We start from the raw sequence: 18949 nt of genomic DNA, 5'->3' as shown, positions 1-18949 counted from the left end.
CGCGGCGCGCCCTTCGCGAGCAAGCCCGCTCCCACATTAGTTCTTCTGTGGACGCACCCTATGTGCACACCAGAGATCAAATGTGGGAGCGGGCTTGCTCGCGAAGGGGCCCGCTCAGACAATCGAAGACTCAGAGCTGCCCGTCACGATCCCGAAAGCCCAACAGATACAGCACACCATCCAGCCCCAGGGTGGAAATCGCCTGCTTCGCCGACTGCTTCACCAGCGGCTTGGCCCGGAACGCCACGCCCAGCCCGGCAATCGCCAGCATCGGCAAATCATTGGCGCCGTCGCCGACTGCGATAGTCTGCTCCAGACGCAAACCTTCCTTGTGCGCCAGTTCCTTCAGCAGATCCGCCTTGCGCTGCGCATCGACGATCGGTTCAACCGCCACGCCGGTGACCTTGCCATCGACCACTTCCAGTTCGTTGGCAAACACGTAGTCGATGCCCAGTTTGGCTTGCAACTGCTTGGCAAAATAAGTGAAGCCACCCGACAGGATCGCCGTCTTGTAGCCCAGGCGCTTGAGTTCGGCGAATAGTGTTTCCGCGCCTTCGGTCAGGCGCAAGGAGGCGCCGATCGAGTCCAGCACGCTAACGTCCAGGCCCTGCAGCAAGGCCAGGCGCTCTTTGAAGCTGGCGCGAAAGTCCAGCTCGCCGGCCATCGCCCGCTCGGTGATGGCGGACACCTGGTCACCCACACCGGCTGCCTTGGCCAGTTCGTCGATGACTTCGGCTTCGATCAGCGTCGAGTCCATGTCGAACACCGCCAGGCGGCGATTTCGGCGGAACAGCGAATCTTCCTGGAAGGCGATGTCGACGTTCAGTTCCTGGGCAACGCTTAAGAATTCCGCCCGCAACGCTTGCGGATCAGCCGCTTCACCACGCACGGAAAACTCGATGCAGCCCTTGCCTTGATCGGCCGGGGTATCCAGCGGCATACGCCCGGACAGTCGGTCAATGTGGTCGATGTTCAGGCCGTACTTGGCAGTGATCGAACTGACTCGCTGCAATTGCTCGGCAGTCACTTTGCGGGTCAATAGCGTCACGATGTGGCGTTTCTTGCCCTGATTGCCGACCCATTGCTGGTAATCCTCTTCGGACACCGGCGTGAAACGCACCTGTTGATCGAGCTTGTAAGCCGTGAACAGGATGTCCTTGAGCACCGACTTGCCTTGCTCGGTGTCAGGGATTTCAACCAGGATGCCGAACGACAAGGTGTCGTGGATGACCGCCTGACCGATGTCGAGAATGTTCACACCACCCTGGGCCAGAACGCCGGTAATGGCCGCAGTCAGACCCGGACGGTCGACTCCCGTGATGTTTATCAGGACGATTTCGCGCAAGGCGCACCCCCGCAGGTGGAAAAAAACCGCATTCTACCCACATTCAGTGACCATCGGGCACCGTGAGCGCTTTGCCGGTCCAGGGCCTGTCGCTATACTGCGCGTCAACTTCCCGGACAAAGAGCCGAGCTCAAGTGAACCGGCCCACGCCAATAAAAACCGATAACTTCTTTCTGCTGATCTTCCGTGCACTGCGCCACCGCCGTGTACCGATTGCATTGCGCATCGCCAGCCATAACGTGATCCTGGTCGCTCTGGCCCTGGTGATCTATGCCTGCGTGATGGGTTTGCAGTTCAAGCAGGCCATGCATGAGCAGGCGGATGCGCTGGGTGAAAGCCTGACCACCCAGACAGCCACGTCGGCCACTGAGCTGTTGGTGTCCAATGACATCCTCAGTCTCAACGTCCTGCTCAACAACCTGACCAAAAACAAGCTGGTGGCCCATGCCGCCATCTACAGCGTGGATAACCGCATCCTCGCCGAAGCCGGTCAGCGCCCCAAGCACAGCCTGCTGGGCGAAGCCGAGGGCATGTACCAGAGCAAGATCACCTTTCAGGACGTGACCGCCGGGCAACTGCGCATCAGCCTGGACATGGATCAATTCCAGCAGCCGATGACCATCAGCCTGCAAAGCATGGGCATTCTCAGTGCCATTCTGCTGGCGTTGTCGTTGGCCCTGAGCCTGCGCCTGGGGCGTAACCTTTCCACGCCGCTGATGCAATTGCGCGTGTGGCTGCGCAATATCGACGAATACACGCCAGGCACCGAGCGCCAGGATGAAATCGGCGACCTCGCTCGCCAGTTGCACGCGGACTTCGCACCGGAACCGGTTGAACCGGAACCTGTACCGGAGCCTGAGTTCGACGAGATCGATGACGACGAAGAGACCAATCCTGCCTTTGAAGTGCGCAACCTGCGCGACCCCAGCTTTGACGAAAGTCGCCCGGTAGCCGCCTTGAAGCCTGCGCCGCGGCGCATTGTCAGCACCGTCGAGGATGACGATGACGACCCGTTTGCCGACCTGCGTGATGACTCGACGGACAGCGCGCCGAAACCGCCGGTAAAACCGAAGCCATCGAACGTGCCGCAACACAGTGCCGTGCTCGCCGTGCAACTGGGCGCACAGGATCAGTTGCGCCGCCTGCCCCGGGCACGCCTGGAAGAACTGCTCAAACGCTATCGCGATTGCCTCGATCAGGCCGCGTCGCTCTACCAGAGTGAACTGCATACCCTGAACGACGGCAGCACGCTGATGCTATTTCACAGCGAAGACAGCGGTGACGATTACCTGACCAATGCCATTTGCTGCGGTGAGTTGCTGCGGGCTCTGGGGCATCAGTTGCAGATCGAAGTCGCCGACAGCGGTATCACCCTGCAATTGCAGTTGGGGCTGACCCTGGGCGACGAATTGTTCGGCCTGAGCCAGATTGACCTGCTGCTGACCGAAACGGCCCAGGACGCCCTGGCCCTGTCACAACACAGCCGCAACCTGTTGTTGGTGGAGCGCAGGATCAGTGACGACGCGTTGATCCGTCAGCGTGCGCGGATCCGGCCGATTGCCAGTCCGGAAGGCGCGTGCTGTGTAGAGCGGCTGATGGAGCCTTATCCGTCGATGCTCGAACGGCAACTGGCGCGGATGCATGAGCGCCAGGCTTAAGCGTTAACCCTGATGTGAAGAAGCCCGCGGATGAGTGATCGTCCGCGGGCTTTTTTGTTGCCTGTGCCGGCCTCTTCGCGGGCAAGCCTCGCTCCTACGGGTATCGAGTAGGACCTACATCGCGTGAACGACACGATACCTGTAAGAGCGAGGCTTGCCCGCGAAGGCGACATTACAGGCACTGAAGATCTCCAACCCGCAGAAACAACAAAGCCCGCATCACTGCAGGCTTTGTGTTGAATCATTCCAGGCTTAAAACCTGAACACTTCCATATCCGTCCGGATCGGCGAAGCCATCGGGATCTTCGGTTGCTTCTCCTGCTCGGCCGTCGGTGCCGCCGCCTTGGCTGCAGGCTTGCGCGGCACTTCAGCGATCGGCGGCTGGTTGGCCAGCGGTTTGAGCGCCACCGACAACTGCTCGGCCAGACGCTGCAGCAACACACCCTGAGCCTGAACCTGCGCCGCCGTACCGCCGGCATGCTGTTCCTGCAGATGAATGATGCGGTTATCGCGAACCTGACCACGACGGTCGATCAAACGCCATTGCGCATCGAGGATCGCCGGTTGCGATTCACCCGAGTCCAGACGAGTGATGGTCAGCAGAACCTGAACATCCGGCGTGAAGCCTACTGTCGCCGGCGCCAGCACCACGCGCTGGCTGTCCAGGTGACCGGCTACCTGACGCAGCAACAGCTGGTCGATGTCCGAAGACAGGCTGCCTGCCCAACGACCATCCACCGAAGCTTGCAGGCTCCCATCCGGCTGACGCTGCAGCAAGGTTTCGCGTTGCAGATAATCGGCAACGGTTACCGGACCCAGTAATACCGCCATGCCCGCGCTTTGCGCAGGTTGAGCCGGACTTCCGCTGTCCAGCTGATACAGCGACACCGGTTGGTGAACGCTGCAACCCGCCAGGCCAAGGACCCCGGCGAGCATCAAAATAAATGGAAGGCGCAGAACAGTCATCGTCTCATCCAGGTGGTTGCCACAAGGCTAACCACAGTGAAAATACTCAAAAAATATGAAGAACGCTCGACCACGCCGGCGCTTGAAAGGCCATATCATCCGTGAATATGCGTTCCGACTCCAGCGCCAATGCGTCGATCTACGCGTTAAATCGTAGATCGAGCGCTCTAGGACGCTTAATTGAGGTTTTCGACGAGCAGCGCATCCACCCTCTGAAAGCCACGTGGCAACTTGTTCCCACGACGGCCACGCTCACCTTTGTAGTGTTCGAGGTCGTCTGCTTTCAGCGACAAGGTACGTTTTCCGGCTTGCAGCACCAATGTGGCGCCTTCCGGTAGAACGGCGATGTCCGTGACATATTCTTCGCGACTGGCCACACGCTCACCGGAAATACCGATGATCTTGTTGCCTTTGCCCTTACCTAATTGTGGCAGATCGCTGATCTTGAAGATCAGCAGCCGACCTTCGGTGGTCACCGAGGCCAGCCAGTTATTCTCACGATCAGCTACCGGGCGCGGCAGAATCACTTTCGAATTGCTAGGCAAGCTCAACAGGGCCTTGCCAGCCTTGTTCTTGGCCTGGAAGTCTTCACCCTTGACCACAAAACCGTAACCGGCATCGGAGGCAATCACGTACAGCGAATCGTCTTCCGGCATCAGCACGCATTCGAAACTCGCCCCTGGCGGCGGCGTCAGACGGCCGGTCAACGGCTCGCCCTGGCCACGGGCCGATGGCAAGGTGTGCGCGGCCACCGAATAACTGCGGCCAGTGGAGTCGATAAACACCGCAAACTGGTTGGAACGCCCGGGCGCCAAGGCCTTGAAACCATCCCCGGCCTTGTAGGACAGCCCGGTGGCATCGATTTCGTGGCCCTTGGCGGAACGCACCCAGCCTTTTTCCGACAGCACCACGGTCACTTTCTCGTTCGGCAGCAGATCGTGCTCGGTCAGCGCCTTGGCTTCGGCGCGCTCGACGATTGGCGAACGACGGTCGTCGCCGTAGGTTTCGGCGTCCTTGAGCAGCTCGGTGCGCACCAGTTTTTTCAGCTTGGCTTCGCTGCCCAGCAGGGCTTGCAGCTTGGCCTGTTCCTTGAGCAGCTCATCCTGCTCGGCACGCAGCTTCATTTCTTCCAGTCGCGCCAGCTGACGCAAGCGGGTATCGAGAATGTAGTCGGCCTGGATTTCACTCAGGGCGAAACGCTCGATCAGTGCCGCTTTGGGGTGCTCCTCGGTGCGGATGATGTGGATCACTTCATCCAGGTTGAGGTAGGCGATCAGCAAACCGTCCAACAGGTGCAGGCGGCGCTCGACCTTGTCCAGGCGGAATTGCAGGCGGCGACGCACGGTCTGCACCCTGAATGCCAGCCATTCCACCAACAGCGCGCGCAGGTTCTTCAGCTGCGGCTTGCCGTCCAGGCCGATGATGTTGATGTTGACCCGATAGCTAGATTCCAGCTCGGTGCTGGCGAACAGGTGTTGCATCAAGGCGTCATGGTCAAAGTTTTTCCGGGCGCCCGGAATAATCACGATCCGGCACGGGTTTTCGTGGTCGGATTCGTCGCGCAGGTCAGCGATCTGCGGCGCCTTGGACGGCTTGGCCTGCATCATCGCCGCGATCTGTTCCAGCACCTTGGCACCAGAGACCTGATGCGGCAGCGCGGTGACGATGATGTCGCCGTCTTCGATGTGGTACACGGCACGCATGCGTACCGAGCCCTTGCCGGTTTCGTAGATTTTCAGCAAATCGGCCCGGGGCGTGATGATTTCCGCTTCGGTCGGATAATCCGGGCCCTGGATGTGTTCGCAGAGCTGTTCGACCGTGGCCTTGGGTTCATCGAGCAAGCGCACGCAGGCGGTCGCGACTTCGCGCAGGTTGTGCGGCGGGACGTCGGTGGCCATGCCCACGGCGATGCCGGTGGTGCCGTTGAGCAGGATATTCGGCAAACGCGCCGGCAACACCAGGGGCTCGTCGAGGGTACCGTCGAAGTTCGGCCCCCAGTCCGCCGTGCCCTGACCCAATTCACTGAGCAGCACTTCGGAATAACGCGACAGCCGCGCTTCGGTGTACCGCATGGCGGCGAAGGACTTGGGATCATCCGGCGCACCCCAGTTGCCCTGGCCGTCGACCAGGGTGTAGCGGTAACTGAACGGCTGGGCCATCAGGACCATGGCTTCGTAGCAGGCCGAGTCGCCGTGGGGATGGAATTTACCGAGCACGTCACCGACGGTACGCGCCGATTTCTTGTGCTTGGAATCGGCGTCCAGCCCCAACTCGCTCATCGCGTAGATGATGCGCCGCTGTACTGGTTTCAGGCCGTCGCCGATATGCGGCAAGGCGCGGTCCATGATCACGTACATGGAGTAGTTGAGGTAGGCATTTTCGGTGAAGTCAGCCAGTGACCGGCGTTCTACACCGTCCAGGCTGAGATCAAGGGAGTCGCTCATGCGGGCCTCATCGGTTCGTTGTCTGGCGCAGCAGCATGGTGCCACCGCGCTGGGTAAATTCAAGTTTGTTCAGCGCGCTCATCCCGAGCAGCACTTGATTGCCTTCCAGGCCTGGCACGACGAGGGCGCGCACATCGCGCAGCACAATGTCGCCCAGTTGCAGGCGCTCGATACGGGTTCGATAGCCCTCGGCACGGCCGCTGGCCGTGCTCAAGGTCACTGCGAAGCCCTTCTCCAGCTTCAGCCGTTCGGCCATACCGCCGGGGATGGCCACATCGGTTGCCCCGGTATCGAGCATGAAATCCACCGGCTGACCGTTGATCTGGCCGCTGGCAACAAAATGTCCCTGACTGTTACCGAGCAGTTTTACTTCGATAAAACCTGCGCCCTGCTCCGAGCTGACAACGGCGTTTGGATTCTGCTGCCGCTGCTCCCACTGCCCGAAAAACCGCGTGGCCAGAAACAGCGCGGCGCACCAGGCCAGCACCATCAACACCCGGCCGATGCGCTTGCCCGGCGGCTGCTGACTCATGACTTGGCACTCCAGCCGCCCTCAGGCGCGGCAAAGCGCATGACGATCGGACGGACCTCGCCATCGGCGCGCATACCGTTGTTGTTGTCGATGCCAATCCAGGCACCGTCGGCGTCCACGATCAATGCTTCTTCCAGGCCATAGGCTTGTGGATAACGCCGGTTTTCCTGCAACGCCTCGGCGGCATACGACCAGCAGCGCTCGACCTTGGCCGTCTGCGCGTCGCGACGGCAGATCTGGAAGACATTGCGCTCAAGGGTGAACAGCTTGCCGTCGAACAATGACAGATCGGCAAAGTCCCGCGGCATCGCCCTGGCGCCGGGGAATTGGGGGGGCTGCATTTCCTTTCCGGCCTCGCTCAGCAGCACACAGCCGCCATCGCAGTCCCAGACGGTTTGCTGGCGCTTGATCAACAGCAATCCGCGGCTTTCACGCTCGGCGGCCAGCCACAATTGGTCACCTTCGGGATTGATTGCCAAGCCTTCGAACAACGCATTGAATTGCAGCAACATGCCACTGGCCCGTGCTTCGCGAACCAGGAGTGGCGAGATCTTCAGCCAGGAGGCGGGTCCCGTTGGCGGCACTTGCAGCACCGCCGCATGAGACTCGCTGACAATGTAGCGATTACCGGCGTTGTCGCAGGTAATGCCTTCGAAATCCAGATCTCCGCCACGGGCAAACGAGGCCGCCCAGGTCCGCGAACGCAGGCCCCAGGGCAATCCGCTATCAGGTACCGCGGGTACATCGATGTGTATGGCTTCGGCTTGCCAGACAGGGCTTTGGGTATCGAGTCGGTAAATCCGGTCGTCATCCCGGTCGGATACGGTCCACAAATCCTTGCCGCACCGGGCCAGCCCGGACAGGTTGCCGCCGCGCATGCCATCGACGGCATGTGCGGACAACAGGCGCAACTCTGGCGCCGACGGCGCAGCCACCGTCATCGAGGTCAGCAGCAACGCACACACCAAGGCAAAGCCTCGGCGCATCAGCCCAGGACCTCGGCCAGGTTGCCTTTGGATTCCAGCCAGGATTTGCGGTCGCCGGCACGTTTCTTCGCCAGCAACATGTCCATCATTTCCGAGGTCGCTTCGAAATCGTCCAGCGTCAGCTGCACCAGGCGCCGGGTGTTCGGATCCATGGTGGTTTCACGCAGCTGCGGCGGGTTCATTTCACCCAGACCCTTGAATCGGGTGACCTGGGGCTTGCCGCGTTTCTTTTCGGCCACCAGGCGATCGAGGATGCCATCGCGCTCGGCTTCGTCCAGGGCGTAGTAGATCTCTTTGCCCAGGTCGATACGGTACAGGGGCGGCATCGCGACGTAGACGTGACCGGCATCCACCAACGGGCGGAAATGCTGGACGAACAACGCGCAGAGCAAGGTGGCGATGTGCAGGCCGTCGGAGTCGGCGTCGGCGAGGATGCAGATTTTCCCGTAGCGCAGCTGGGCGATGTCCGCCGAGCCCGGATCGACACCGATGGCCACGGCAATGTTGTGCACTTCCTGGCTGGCCAGCACTTCGCTGCCGTCGACTTCCCAGGTGTTCAGGATCTTGCCGCGCAACGGCAGGATCGCCTGGAACTCCTTGTCCCGAGCTTGCTTGGCGGAACCACCGGCGGAATCACCTTCCACCAGAAACAGCTCGGAACGCATCGGGTCCTGCCCGGCGCAGTCGGCGAGTTTGCCCGGCAGTGCCGGCCCCGCCGTGATGCGCTTGCGTTCGACTTTCTTGCTGGCCTTGAGACGACGGCCGGCGTTGTTGATCGCCAGTTCCGCCAGCAGCATGCCGGTTTCCGGGTGGGCGTTGAGCCACAGGCTGAAGGCGTCCTTGACCACGCCGGAAACGAATGCCGCCGCTTCACGGGATGACAATCGCTCTTTGGTCTGGCCGGAGAATTGTGGCTCCTGCATTTTCATCGACAGGACGAAGGCGATGCGCTCCCAGACGTCTTCCGGCGCCAGCTTCACGCCGCGCGGCAGCAGGCTGCGGAACTCGCAGAACTCGCGCATGGCATCGAGCAAGCCTTGGCGAAGACCATTGACATGAGTCCCGCCCTGGGCCGTCGGGATCAGGTTGACATAGCTTTCCTGGACGCTGTCGCCGCCTTCCGGCAACCACAGCAACGCCCAGTCGACCGCTTCTTTGTTACCGGCCAGGCTGCCGCAAAACGGCTCGTCGGGCAGGCGCTCGAATTCGCTGACCGCGTCCACCAGGTAGGAACGCAGGCCGTCCTCGTAATGCCATTCGACTTTCTCGCCGGAGGCCTTGTCTTCAAAACTGACCAGCAGCCCCGGGCACAGAACCGCCTTGGCCTTGAGCACATGCTTGAGGCGGCTGATGGAGAATTTCGGCGAATCGAAATACTTAGGGTCCGGCGCGAAGAACACGCTGGTGCCGGTGTTGCGTTTGCCGACGGTGCCGATCACTTCCAGTTCGGTTTTCTTGTAACCATCGGCGAAAGTCATCTGGTATTCGTTGCCGTCACGCTTTACACGCACCCGGACTGCGTTCGACAAGGCGTTGACCACCGAAATACCCACACCGTGCAATCCGCCGGAGAACTGGTAGTTCTTGTTGGAAAACTTGCCGCCGGCATGGAGCTTGGTGAGGATCAGCTCGACGCCCGACACGCCTTCTTCAGCGTGAATGTCCACCGGCATGCCACGGCCGTCATCGCTGACTTCCAAAGAGTGATCGGCGTGCAGGATGACCTGCACCGAGGTCGCATGCCCGGCCAAGGCTTCGTCGACGCTGTTGTCGATGACTTCCTGGGCGAGGTGGTTCGGCCGACTGGTGTCGGTGTACATGCCGGGGCGTTTGCGCACCGGGTCGAGGCCCGAGAGGACTTCGATGGCGTCTGCGTTATAAGAGCTAGCGCTGGGAGTGGCCATGGGGTCTCGTCGTCAAATGTTCTGTGAAAAGGGGCGACGGTTCACAGTGCAGTGAAATCAATCGCCTGATACAAATCTGCGCCGATGCCGGCAAAACTCAGCATTGCCGGAAGTTGCTCGGCAAAACCCTGGAAACCATGGTCGCCGCCAGCCTGGATGCGCAAGGCACAGGCCCGGTAATACTGTTGGGCGAGTCGGTAGTCCAGGGTTTCGTCGCCGGTTTGCAACCACACCTGAAACCGCTGCGGGTCTTGGGGCGCTGGCACCTCCAGCTCGGCCAGGGCCGCCACGTGGTCGTGGGTCAATTCCCACGCCTCATCGGTATACAGGTTTTTCTGCGCCCCCAGATACCCGTCGAACATCCGATGCGGGCTGACGGCAGGGTTGATCAACAGAGCCTTGAGACCATGGCGCTCGGCCAGGTGAGTCGCATAGTAGCCGCCGAGTGAGCTGCCGACCAGCAATGGCCGCCCGAGCTCCTCGATCGCCTGTTCCAGCTGACCGATGGCTTCACGAGGATGGTGATGCAAGTATGGAACGCGCAACTGATCGCTCAAACCCAGCCGGTCCATTACCTGGATCAACCAAGTGGCCTTGTTCGACGCCGGCGCGCTGTTGAAACCGTGGATATAAAGGATCGAACCGGACATTTGAGCTCCCTGTGCGTCGGGTAAAGAGGCGCAGTTTACAGGGTGTCGGGGGGAATCGGGGATAGCCATGGAATTCGTGTCGCCTTAGCGGACGCCATCGCGGGCAAGCCCGCTCCCACAGGGATTTGTGAACGCCACAGAACCCTGTGGGAGCGGGCTTGCCCGCGATGGCCGCGACTCGGTCTTACCGAGTGACAAAAAAGTCAGTAGCCGCCAGAGCCGTAATCGACCTGGAAATCGAAGCCTGTCACGCGCTCTACGCCGGTTTCGAGCTCGCCACCCGGCAGAAGACGCAACCACCGATACCCCGGCGCCTGGTCACTGACCTTGAAATCATCACTCCCCGGTTCGAACTGAATGCAGGTCGACGGCGAGGCAATCAACCGCACGCCATTACGCTCCCGGTCGATCTCTTGATGCACATGCCCCCACAAAACAGCACGCACCTGCGGGAATCGATCCAGTACCGAAAACAGCGCCTCTGGATTGCGCAATCCAATGGGCTCCATCCACGCACAGCCAATCGGCACCGGATGATGGTGGAAGCACACCAGATGATGCCGCTCCGGCGCCTCGCTCAGCGAGCGAGCGAGCAACTGCAACTGTTCAACCTCCAGATACCCCGGCACCGAGCCCGGCACCGCCGAATCCAGCAACGTGACCCGCCAGTTACCGACATCCACCACGGGCTCCAGCAATGCACTCTGCACGGCAGCCTCGGCCATGATCCGTGGCTCGTCGTGATTGCCGGGAATCCAGCGCGCCGGTGCATCGAGCTGGCGGGTCAGGTCGCGGAACTGCTGATAGGATTCCAGCGTACCGTCCTGGGAAATGTCGCCACTGGCAATGATCAGGTCGATGCGCGGCTGTTGCAGCCTGGCCAGTTCGATGACCTGCTGCAGGCTGTCACGCGTGTTCATGCCCAGCAACGTGCCATCCGCCCCGGCAAACAGATGACTGTCGGAGAGTTGCACCAGCAACGCCGGATCGGCGGTGGTCAATGTGGATACGCTTGGCAAGGCGTTCTCCCAGGGTTGAATCACGGGATTGGATGAGTGCCGCAATTATGCTGGGGGACGATCAAAAGAGGAAATCCGTGAACCGGATGCCGTTCACCCTTAGCGCACGACTTCGTACTCATGCCCCAACGCCAGACAATGGCTCAACCACTCGCCCAGAAACATATTCAGCTGGGCCTTTTCGTCAGGCTGGTGCATCGCGGCGTTCGGGTAAGGATAGATGCCGCGAAAGCGTCGTGCATGTTCGGCGCTGACCACTTCGGCCATGCACGCGTCGTGATAGACCTGAACTTCCAGTTGTGGCACCGGCAGCCATGGCAGGCTGTGTTCCTGGCGCACTTGCAGGGTCGTGGTGTACGGACAGACCTGCAGCACCTCCAGGGCCAGTACGCCGAGCATCTGGTCGCCATGGGTCACGGCAATGCGCCGCGCCGCGGGCTCGTTGCGCATGTCCGGCAACAGTCGCATGAGGCGCGCGTAGTTGGCCTCGCAGGACGCTTGCAGCCCCACGAGGTCGACCCGATAGCGATCGCGCAGCTTGTTTACGACCATAACCCCCTCACTTCAGCGCGGTTCAAAGCTAACCATTGCAAGGCAATGATGCTGGCCGCGTTGGCAATTTGCCCATCGCGTACGGCCTGCAGGGCATCTTCGAAGGCCCAGACCGTGACACGGATATCTTCTGCTTCTTCCTCCAGCCCATGCAGGCCGCCGACCCCTGTACTGTCGCAGCGCCCCAGGTACAAATGCACGAATTCATTGCTGCCGCCCGGCGATGGAAAATATTTGGTCATCGGCCAAAGCGCCCCGAATACAAGCCCAGCTTCCTCCTGCGCTTCGCGGTGAGCAACTTCTTCCGGTTCTTCATCCTTATCGATCAGACCAGCGACCAGTTCGACCAGCCACGGATTGTCGATCTTGCCCATGGCGCCAACGCGAAACTGCTCGATCAACACCACTTCGTCGCGCAGCGGATCGTAAGGCAGCACGCACACCGCATCATGGCGCACAAACACTTCACGACTGATCTCGGGGCTCATGCCGCCAGCGAACAATTCGTGGCGCAAGTGCACGCGGTCGAGCTTGTAAAAGCCCTCGAAGCACTTTTCGCGCCGAACGATCTCAACGGCGGTCGGAATGGCGTTGGCAACATCAGTCATGACAATCCTCGTTTCTACACCGAGGCTCCAGCCTCGACTTCGCGCCATCCTAACGCGCCTGCGACCTTTGATGCAGCCCCTTTCCAGCTAGCGGGATAGACGGTGAGGACGAAACCAACTCTAATTAGCTTAGTGGCGAACTGATTCCTGCGCCGAGAGTCGAAGCGGGTAACTTTTCGCCTTTCCCTGTTTCATGAAGGACGCCCATGACGCTTTTTAAAATCGCCTCCGTGGCTGTAATCGCCTTGACCCTGGGCGCCTGCCAGAGTCTGTTCCAGCCCAGCTACCGGGCACCGCTGGAAACCACCCGCGATGCCTCCGAACAGCTGAAACCGGGCTGCACCAGCCAGGACTGCCCGCTGGTGAACATCGACACCCTGCGCTTCCCGGCCGAACCGGCACTTGATGGCATCATCGAAAAACGTTTGCTGCAAATGACCCGCACCTCGCCCGACGCCCCGGTGGCGCCGACGCTGGCCGCGTATCGCGAGCAATTTTTGAGCAGTGCAGGCCCGCGTCACAGCAGCTATCTGCAAGCCAAGGTACGTGAGCAGCATGACGGCTTGGTGATCGTCGAGTTTTCCAGCTACCTGGACACCGGCGGCGCCCATGGCACGCCAGGCCGTAGCTTCATCAACTATTCGCGCCAGCAACATAAAGTGCTGACCTTGTCGGATATGTTGGTGCCGGGGCAGGAAGAAGCGTTCTGGAAAGCCGCGCAAGTCGCGCACAACAGCTGGCTGATCAGCACCAAGCTCGATCAGGAACCGGAGTTCGTGAAGAGTTGGCCCTTTGTCAAAACCCAGAACGTGGCACTGACGTACGGCGGGGTGATCCTCAAGTACGAAGTGAGCACCATTGCGCCTTACGCGCTGGGTCACGTCGAATTGAAGATCCCTTACCCCCGCCTGAACGGCATTCTCAAGCCCGAGCTGTTTCCCGGTCGTAGCTGAAGGCCCGGCCCAGTACCAGCTGCAGCAGCCCAGCCAGCACCAACGCCGGCAGGGTTGCGCCGACATCCGGGTACAGATTGGCCAGCAAGTGATAAGTGCTCACCCCGCCCAGCCAGGCGAGCAGCGCCGGCCAGCGCAATGCGGCTGCCACCACTTGGGCAGAACGTTTGCGCAAGATGAAGTGATCCACCAGCACCACGCCGAACAGCGGCGCAAACACTGAGCCGATCAACAGCAGGAAATTCTGGTACTGGGCCAATGGCGCCAGGCAGGCGATCAAGGTGCAGATCACGCCGATGGCCAGCGCCAGATGCTCGACTTTCAAACGCAACAGAATCCCGCTGGAAACGGCCGCCGAGTGAATATCGGCAAAGGCGTTCTCCGACTCGTCCAGCAGAATCAGCAGCAGCGGAATCCCCAGGCCGGCACCGGCCAGTGCCAACAGCAAGGCATTGACTTCACCGCTCGGCGCGAATGCCAGGGTGTAGGCCACACCCAGGCTCATCAGCCAGAAGTTGCCGATGAAGAAGCCTATCGCCGTACCGCCGAACACATTTTTCGCTCGCTTGCCGAAACGCGAATAGTCGGCAATCAGCGGCAGCCAGGACAGCGGCATGGCGATCGCGATGTCGAAGCCCACGGCAAACGGCAGCGACCCGTCACCGGCCTGCGCCCACAGCGCCGCCAGATCGGCCTTGGCGAACAGGTTCCAGGTCAGCCAGATGCACGCGGCCAGCAGCAACCAGATGCCCCACTTGCGCAGGATCTGCCGCACGAATGTCAGCGGACCGCTGACGGCCAGCAAGGTCGCCAGTCCACCGAAGAACAAGGTCCACAGCAGCGGACTGGACAGCAGGCTACCTTCACTGAAGGCACGCGCGCCCAGCAGGCTGGCGGCGTCGCGCATCACGATGATTTCGAACGAGCCCCAACCGATCAGTTGCAGCAGGTTCAGCACCGCCGGCAGACTCGCGCCACGTTTGCCGAGGCTGAGTTTCAGCGCGGCCATCGACGACAGGCCGGTGTCACTGCCGATCACGCCGACGGCGGCCAGCAACAGCACGCCCACCAGGGTGCCAAGGAAGATCGCCAGCAGCGAGCCGGACAGGCCCAGTCCTGGCGCGAGCAGAGCACCGGTCTGCAGCACCATCAGGCCGATGCCGAGGGAGAACCACAGGGAAAACAGATCGCGACCGCCGAAGACGCGCTTGTCGATCGGCACCGCGATGTCGGGGGAATAAGTGCTGGGTTGAATGCTCAAGGGTGTTATCTCAGAGGAATAAGTGTGTCATTGAGATTTTCAGCGCCTGGCCTGCAGCCTTCGCGAGCAAGCCCGCTCCCACACTGGATCTCCTGTGACCACAAATATTGTGTACCACCGGGATCAAATGTGGGAGCGGGCTTGCTCGCGAAGACGGCAGCACAGGCGCCGTCAATCACAGGTCAGATCAAACCTTCTTGTACAGCTGGCTGCCTTCCTGCTTGAACCGCTCGGCCTGTTCCGCCAGTCCCTTGGCAACTTCGGCATCGATGGTTTCGATCCGCTGGTTGGCCGCGTATTCACGGACTTCCTGGGTGATTTTCATCGAGCAGAATTTCGGCCCGCACATGGAGCAGAAGTGCGCGACCTTGGCCGAATCCTTCGGCAGCGTCTCATCGTGATACGAACGAGCGGTGTCCGGATCAAGGCCCAGGTTGAACTGGTCTTCCCAACGGAACTCGAAACGCGCCTTGCTCAAGGCATTGTCGCGGATCTGCGCGCCCGGATGTCCCTTCGCCAGATCGGCGGCATGCGCGGCGATCTTGTAAGTGATGATCCCGGTCTTCACGTCATCCTTGTTCGGCAGGCCCAAGTGTTCCTTCGGCGTCACGTAGCACAGCATCGCGCAACCGAACCAGCCGATCATTGCCGCACCGATGCCGGAAGTGATGTGGTCGTAGCCTGGCGCGATGTCGGTAGTCAGCGGGCCGAGGGTGTAGAACGGCGCTTCGTCACAGCATTCCAGCTGCTTGTCCATGTTCTCTTTGATCAACTGCATCGGCACGTGGCCCGGGCCTTCGATCATGGTCTGCACGTCGTGCTTCCAGGCGATCTTGGTCAGTTCGCCGAGGGTTTCCAGCTCGCCGAATTGTGCCGCGTCGTTGGCATCGGCAATCGAGCCCGGACGCAGGCCATCGCCCAGCGAGAAGCTGACGTCGTAGGCCTTCATGATTTCGCAGATTTCTTCGAAATGCGTATAGGCGAAGTTCTCTTTGTGGTGCGCCAGGCACCACTTGGCCATGATCGAACCACCACGGGAGACGATGCCGGTCACGCGCTTGGCGGTCAACGGTACGTAACGCAACAGCACGCCGGCGTGAATGGTGAAGTAGTCGACGCCCTGCTCGGCCTGTTCGATCAGCGTGTCGCGGAACAGCTCCCAGGTCAGGTCCTCGGCAGCGCCGCCGACTTTTTCCAGGGCCTGGTAGATCGGCACGGTACCGATCGGCACCGGCGAGTTACGGATGATCCATTCACGGGTCTCGTGAATGTGCTTGCCGGTGGACAAGTCCATGATGTTGTCCGCGCCCCAGCGAATGCCCCAGGTGAGTTTCGCCACTTCTTCTTCGATGGACGAACCCAAGGCACTGTTGCCGATGTTGCCGTTGATCTTCACCAGGAAGTTACGGCCGATGATCATCGGTTCCAGCTCGGTGTGGTTGATGTTGGCGGGAATGATCGCGCGACCGCGGGCAATCTCGTCACGGACGAATTCGGGGGTGATGATTTTCGGCACGCTGGCGCCGAAGCTGTAACCAGCGTGTTGCTGGTCCAGCAGCCCGGCGGCGCGGGCCACTTCGAGCTTCATGTTTTCGCGGATGGCGACGTATTCCATCTCGGGCGTGATGATGCCTTGGCGGGCGTAGTGCATCTGGGTGACGTTGCCCCCGGCCTTGGCGCGGCGCGGGTTGTTCACGTGGGCGAAACGCAGCTTGGTCAGTTCCGGATCGGCGAGACGCTCCCGGCCGAAGTTCGAGCTCAAGCCGGACAGGCGCTCAGTGTCGCCACGGGCTTCGATCCACGGCGAGCGCACATCGGCCAGGCCTTTGCGTACGTCGATGATGACGTTGGGGTCGGTGTACGGGCCCGAGGTGTCATACACCACCACCGGCGCGTTGATCTCGCCGCCGAATTCGGTCGGGGTCACGTCGAGGCTGACTTCGCGCATCGGCACGAGAATGTCCGGGCGCGAGCCTTGAACGTAGATTTTTTGCGAGCGGGTAAACGGCTGAACCGATTGTTGATCGACCTTGGCCGAGTCACTCAGGTTCGTATTGTCTTTTAGTTTTATCGTCATCACGGGCTCTCCGAACACATCCAGGCAGTGGATTTTTTGTCGGAGCGAACCTGTAAACGAATGGACGCACTGGCGCTGGGGAAACCAGCCGTGCTGTGCTTGGTGCTCGAGGGGTGTTCGATTGTCGAACAACATCCCGGACAAAGCACAAGAGGACTCGCCGGGTGACGAGAAATCTTGTTCCCTACGCAGGCGCTAACCTGATCAGGTTCAACGGGATCCGAAATTATTCGATCTCAGCCTCATAGCAAGGCACCCCGACAAGAACCCGGCCAGTCTAGACACAACTGGCAAAGAACGCCAACACCGCGGTAAACACCATGATGAATGGCGCAATTACAGGATTGTTGCCGAACGTGTGCGCAACTACACTCGCCAAGCCATGCCGCGCCTTGACGCTGCGGGGCGCCGCGCCGTAGCCTTGGCGCTCAAATTATCAGCGTAATTTTTTAGGGATGGCCTCATGCTGCGCAAACTCTCACTGGCTCTCGCCGTGTCTTGTGCGTCCAATGGAATGGCCTGGGCAGCAGAAGCGCCCTTATCGACCCACACCGACCTGGTCAGCGTCTACCAGGAAGCGGTGAATAACAACGCCGACCTGGCCGCCGCCCGGGCCCAGTACGGCGCCCAGAAAGAAGTCGTCCCCCAGGCCCGCGCCGGGCTGTTGCCGAACATCTCCGGTGGCGCCCAGGTCGCCAACGTGCGTACCGATATCGATCAACCGGCGGCCGTCGCCAATCGCAGCGCCAACTCCTATCAGGCGACCCTGGCCCAGCCACTGTTCCGCGCCGATCGCTGGTTCCAGTACCAGGCCGCCAAGGACGTCAACGAACAGGCTGCGCTGCAACTCTCGGCGACCGAGCAGAACCTGATTCTGCAAACGGCAGAAAGCTACTTCAACGTGTTGCGCAGCCAGGACAACCTGGCCTCGACCAAGGCCGAAGAAGACGCCTTCAAGCGCCAGCTCGATCAGTCCAATGAACGTTTCGACGTCGGCCTCTCGGACAAGACCGATGTACTGCAATCCCAGGCCAGCTACGACACGGCACGGGCCAACCGGATCGTTGCGCAGCGCCAGGTGGATGACGCGTTCGAAGCCTTGATCACCCTGACCAACCGCCAGTACAACTCTATCCAGGGCATCGTCCACACCTTGCCGATCTTGCCGCCGGCACCGAATGACGCCAAGGCCTGGGTCGATACCGCCGCCAGGCAGAACCTGAATCTGTTGGCGAGCAACTATGCGGTCAGCGCCGCCGAACAAACCCTCAAGCAGCGCAAGGCCGGTCACGCACCGACCCTGGATGCCGTGGCTAAATACGAGAAGGGCGACAACGACGCCCTGGGTTTCAGCAACCCGAGCGCCTTCGGCCAGCCTTACAGCGGTAACGTCGAGCAACGCACGCTGGCCCTGCAGTTGAGTATCCCGATCTATAGCGGCGGCCTGACCACCTCACAGGTTCGCGAGTCTTACTCGCGCCTGGATCAGACCGAACAACAGCGCGAATCCCTGCGCCGGCAAGTGGTGGAAAACACCCGCAACCTGCACCGTGCGGTAAACACCGACGTGGAGCAGGTGCAGGCGCGCAAGCAGTCGATCATCTCTAACCAGAGCGCCGTGGAAGCAACCGAAATCGGTTATCAGGTGGGTACGCGCAACATCGTCGATGTGCTGGATGCCCAACGCCAGCTGTACACCTCGGTGCGCAACTACAACAACACCCGCTACGACTACATCCTCGACAACCTGCGCCTCAAGCAAGCGGCCGGCACGTTGAATCCGGGGGATCTGCAGGATCTGAAGCGCTATCTCAAGCCCGACTACAACCCGGACAAGGACTTCCTGCCACCGGATCTGGCGAAGGCGGCGGCGGATCAGCTCAAAGCGAGGCCTTGACCCAAATCCTGTAGGAGCCAGGCTTGCCGGCGAAGGCGGTTTCGAAGACGCCTTCGCCGGCAAGCCTGGCTCCTACAGGGGGCCGCTGCGATCTTTT

Annotated in this window: 15 protein-coding genes and 1 riboswitch; of the genes, 3 read left to right on the top strand and 12 right to left on the bottom strand. The window is 60.8% G+C overall.

The features are described 5' to 3' along the window. Nucleotides 1-130: 130 nt before the first annotated feature. The gene (serB, locus tag F8N80_RS02565; protein WP_128872850.1) at nt 131-1345 is read right to left on the bottom strand and encodes a phosphoserine phosphatase SerB; all 1215 of its coding nucleotides are present in this window, start codon (nt 1343-1345) and stop codon (nt 131-133) included. Nucleotides 1346-1479: 134 nt separating this feature from the next. Between serB and F8N80_RS02560 the strand changes: the two genes are divergently transcribed. Next, entirely contained in the window at nt 1480-3003 is a 1524-nt protein-coding gene (locus F8N80_RS02560; RefSeq protein ID WP_150743897.1) for an AhpA/YtjB family protein, read from the top strand. A 252-nt stretch (nt 3004-3255) separates the two neighbouring features. Here F8N80_RS02560 and F8N80_RS02555 read toward each other — a convergent pair whose 3' ends face one another. The 9 genes from F8N80_RS02555 to F8N80_RS02515 form a co-directional block, all read right to left on the bottom strand. Further along, a complete protein-coding gene (locus F8N80_RS02555; RefSeq protein WP_150783163.1) occupies nt 3256-3969 on the bottom strand; it encodes a PqiC family protein in 714 nt (237 codons plus the stop codon). A 176-nt stretch (nt 3970-4145) separates the two neighbouring features. After that, a complete protein-coding gene (gene parC, locus F8N80_RS02550) occupies nt 4146-6413 on the bottom strand; it encodes a DNA topoisomerase IV subunit A (protein ID WP_150743895.1) in 2268 nt (755 codons plus the stop codon). A 7-nt stretch (nt 6414-6420) separates the two neighbouring features. Next, nucleotides 6421-6945 carry a retropepsin-like aspartic protease family protein gene (locus tag F8N80_RS02545; RefSeq protein ID WP_150783162.1) on the bottom strand — a complete coding sequence of 175 codons (525 nt, stop codon included), beginning with the start codon at nt 6943-6945 and terminating at the stop codon, nt 6421-6423. Then, nucleotides 6942-7931, bottom strand: coding sequence for an esterase-like activity of phytase family protein (locus F8N80_RS02540; RefSeq protein ID WP_150783161.1), 990 nt, complete (start codon nt 7929-7931; stop codon nt 6942-6944). The genes F8N80_RS02545 and F8N80_RS02540 overlap by 4 nt, the downstream gene beginning before the upstream one ends. Next, nucleotides 7931-9835, bottom strand: a complete 1905-nt coding sequence (parE, locus tag F8N80_RS02535) for a DNA topoisomerase IV subunit B (protein WP_150783160.1) — start codon at nt 9833-9835, stop codon at nt 7931-7933. Before parE ends, F8N80_RS02540 begins: the two co-directional genes overlap by 1 nt. Nucleotides 9836-9876: 41 nt before the next feature. Then, nucleotides 9877-10485: a YqiA/YcfP family alpha/beta fold hydrolase gene (locus F8N80_RS02530; protein ID WP_150783159.1), complete on the bottom strand. Its 609-nt coding sequence runs from the start codon at nt 10483-10485 to the stop codon at nt 9877-9879. 203 nt (nt 10486-10688) lie between these two features. Then, a complete protein-coding gene (cpdA, locus tag F8N80_RS02525; RefSeq protein ID WP_150783158.1) occupies nt 10689-11504 on the bottom strand; it encodes a 3',5'-cyclic-AMP phosphodiesterase in 816 nt (271 codons plus the stop codon). A 99-nt stretch (nt 11505-11603) separates the two neighbouring features. Continuing rightward, nucleotides 11604-12056, bottom strand: coding sequence for a DUF1249 domain-containing protein (locus tag F8N80_RS02520; RefSeq protein WP_150743889.1), 453 nt, complete (start codon nt 12054-12056; stop codon nt 11604-11606). After that, nucleotides 12047-12664, bottom strand: a complete 618-nt coding sequence (locus F8N80_RS02515; protein ID WP_150783157.1) for an NUDIX domain-containing protein — start codon at nt 12662-12664, stop codon at nt 12047-12049. The genes F8N80_RS02520 and F8N80_RS02515 overlap by 10 nt, the downstream gene beginning before the upstream one ends. 206 nt (nt 12665-12870) lie before the next feature. Between F8N80_RS02515 and F8N80_RS02510 the strand changes: the two genes are divergently transcribed. After that, nucleotides 12871-13617, top strand: coding sequence for an RsiV family protein (locus F8N80_RS02510; protein WP_150743887.1), 747 nt, complete (start codon nt 12871-12873; stop codon nt 13615-13617). Here F8N80_RS02510 and cytX read toward each other — a convergent pair. Further along, nucleotides 13586-14878, bottom strand: a complete 1293-nt coding sequence (gene cytX / locus F8N80_RS02505; RefSeq protein ID WP_150743886.1) for a putative hydroxymethylpyrimidine transporter CytX — start codon at nt 14876-14878, stop codon at nt 13586-13588. The genes F8N80_RS02510 and cytX overlap by 32 nt on opposite strands. 187 nt (nt 14879-15065) lie before the next feature. Further along, a complete protein-coding gene (gene thiC / locus F8N80_RS02500) occupies nt 15066-16955 on the bottom strand; it encodes a phosphomethylpyrimidine synthase ThiC (protein ID WP_150743885.1) in 1890 nt (629 codons plus the stop codon). Nucleotides 16956-17119: 164 nt separating this feature from the next. Then, nucleotides 17120-17225, bottom strand: a riboswitch (TPP riboswitch). A gap of 193 nt (nt 17226-17418) precedes the next feature. On the opposite strand from thiC, the gene F8N80_RS02495 reads away from it, so the two are divergent. Beyond that, nucleotides 17419-18852, top strand: coding sequence for a TolC family outer membrane protein (locus F8N80_RS02495; RefSeq protein ID WP_150783156.1), 1434 nt, complete (start codon nt 17419-17421; stop codon nt 18850-18852). The last annotated feature ends 97 nt before the right edge of the window (nt 18853-18949 follow it).

The organism is Pseudomonas fluorescens (assembly GCF_902497995.1).
GTDB lineage: Bacteria > Pseudomonadota > Gammaproteobacteria > Pseudomonadales > Pseudomonadaceae > Aquipseudomonas > Aquipseudomonas fluorescens_BK.
The sequence above is the reverse complement of the archived record's forward strand: the minus strand, read 5'-3'. Positions and strand labels throughout refer to the sequence as shown.

Coding starts and splice junctions, on each gene's coding strand:
- F8N80_RS02555 (WP_150783163.1), bottom strand. CDS start 3,969: ATGACTGTTCTGCGCCTTCCATTTATTTTGATGCTCGCCGGGGTCCTT.
- parC (WP_150743895.1), bottom strand. CDS start 6,413: ATGAGCGACTCCCTTGATCTCAGCCTGGACGGTGTAGAACGCCGGTCA.
- F8N80_RS02545 (WP_150783162.1), bottom strand. CDS start 6,945: ATGAGTCAGCAGCCGCCGGGCAAGCGCATCGGCCGGGTGTTGATGGTG.
- F8N80_RS02540 (WP_150783161.1), bottom strand. CDS start 7,931: ATGCGCCGAGGCTTTGCCTTGGTGTGTGCGTTGCTGCTGACCTCGATG.
- parE (WP_150783160.1), bottom strand. CDS start 9,835: ATGGCCACTCCCAGCGCTAGCTCTTATAACGCAGACGCCATCGAAGTC.
- F8N80_RS02530 (WP_150783159.1), bottom strand. CDS start 10,485: ATGTCCGGTTCGATCCTTTATATCCACGGTTTCAACAGCGCGCCGGCG.
- F8N80_RS02520 (WP_150743889.1), bottom strand. CDS start 12,056: ATGGTCGTAAACAAGCTGCGCGATCGCTATCGGGTCGACCTCGTGGGG.
- F8N80_RS02515 (WP_150783157.1), bottom strand. CDS start 12,664: ATGACTGATGTTGCCAACGCCATTCCGACCGCCGTTGAGATCGTTCGG.
- F8N80_RS02510 (WP_150743887.1), top strand. CDS start 12,871: ATGACGCTTTTTAAAATCGCCTCCGTGGCTGTAATCGCCTTGACCCTG.
- thiC (WP_150743885.1), bottom strand. CDS start 16,955: ATGACGATAAAACTAAAAGACAATACGAACCTGAGTGACTCGGCCAAG.
- F8N80_RS02495 (WP_150783156.1), top strand. CDS start 17,419: ATGCTGCGCAAACTCTCACTGGCTCTCGCCGTGTCTTGTGCGTCCAAT.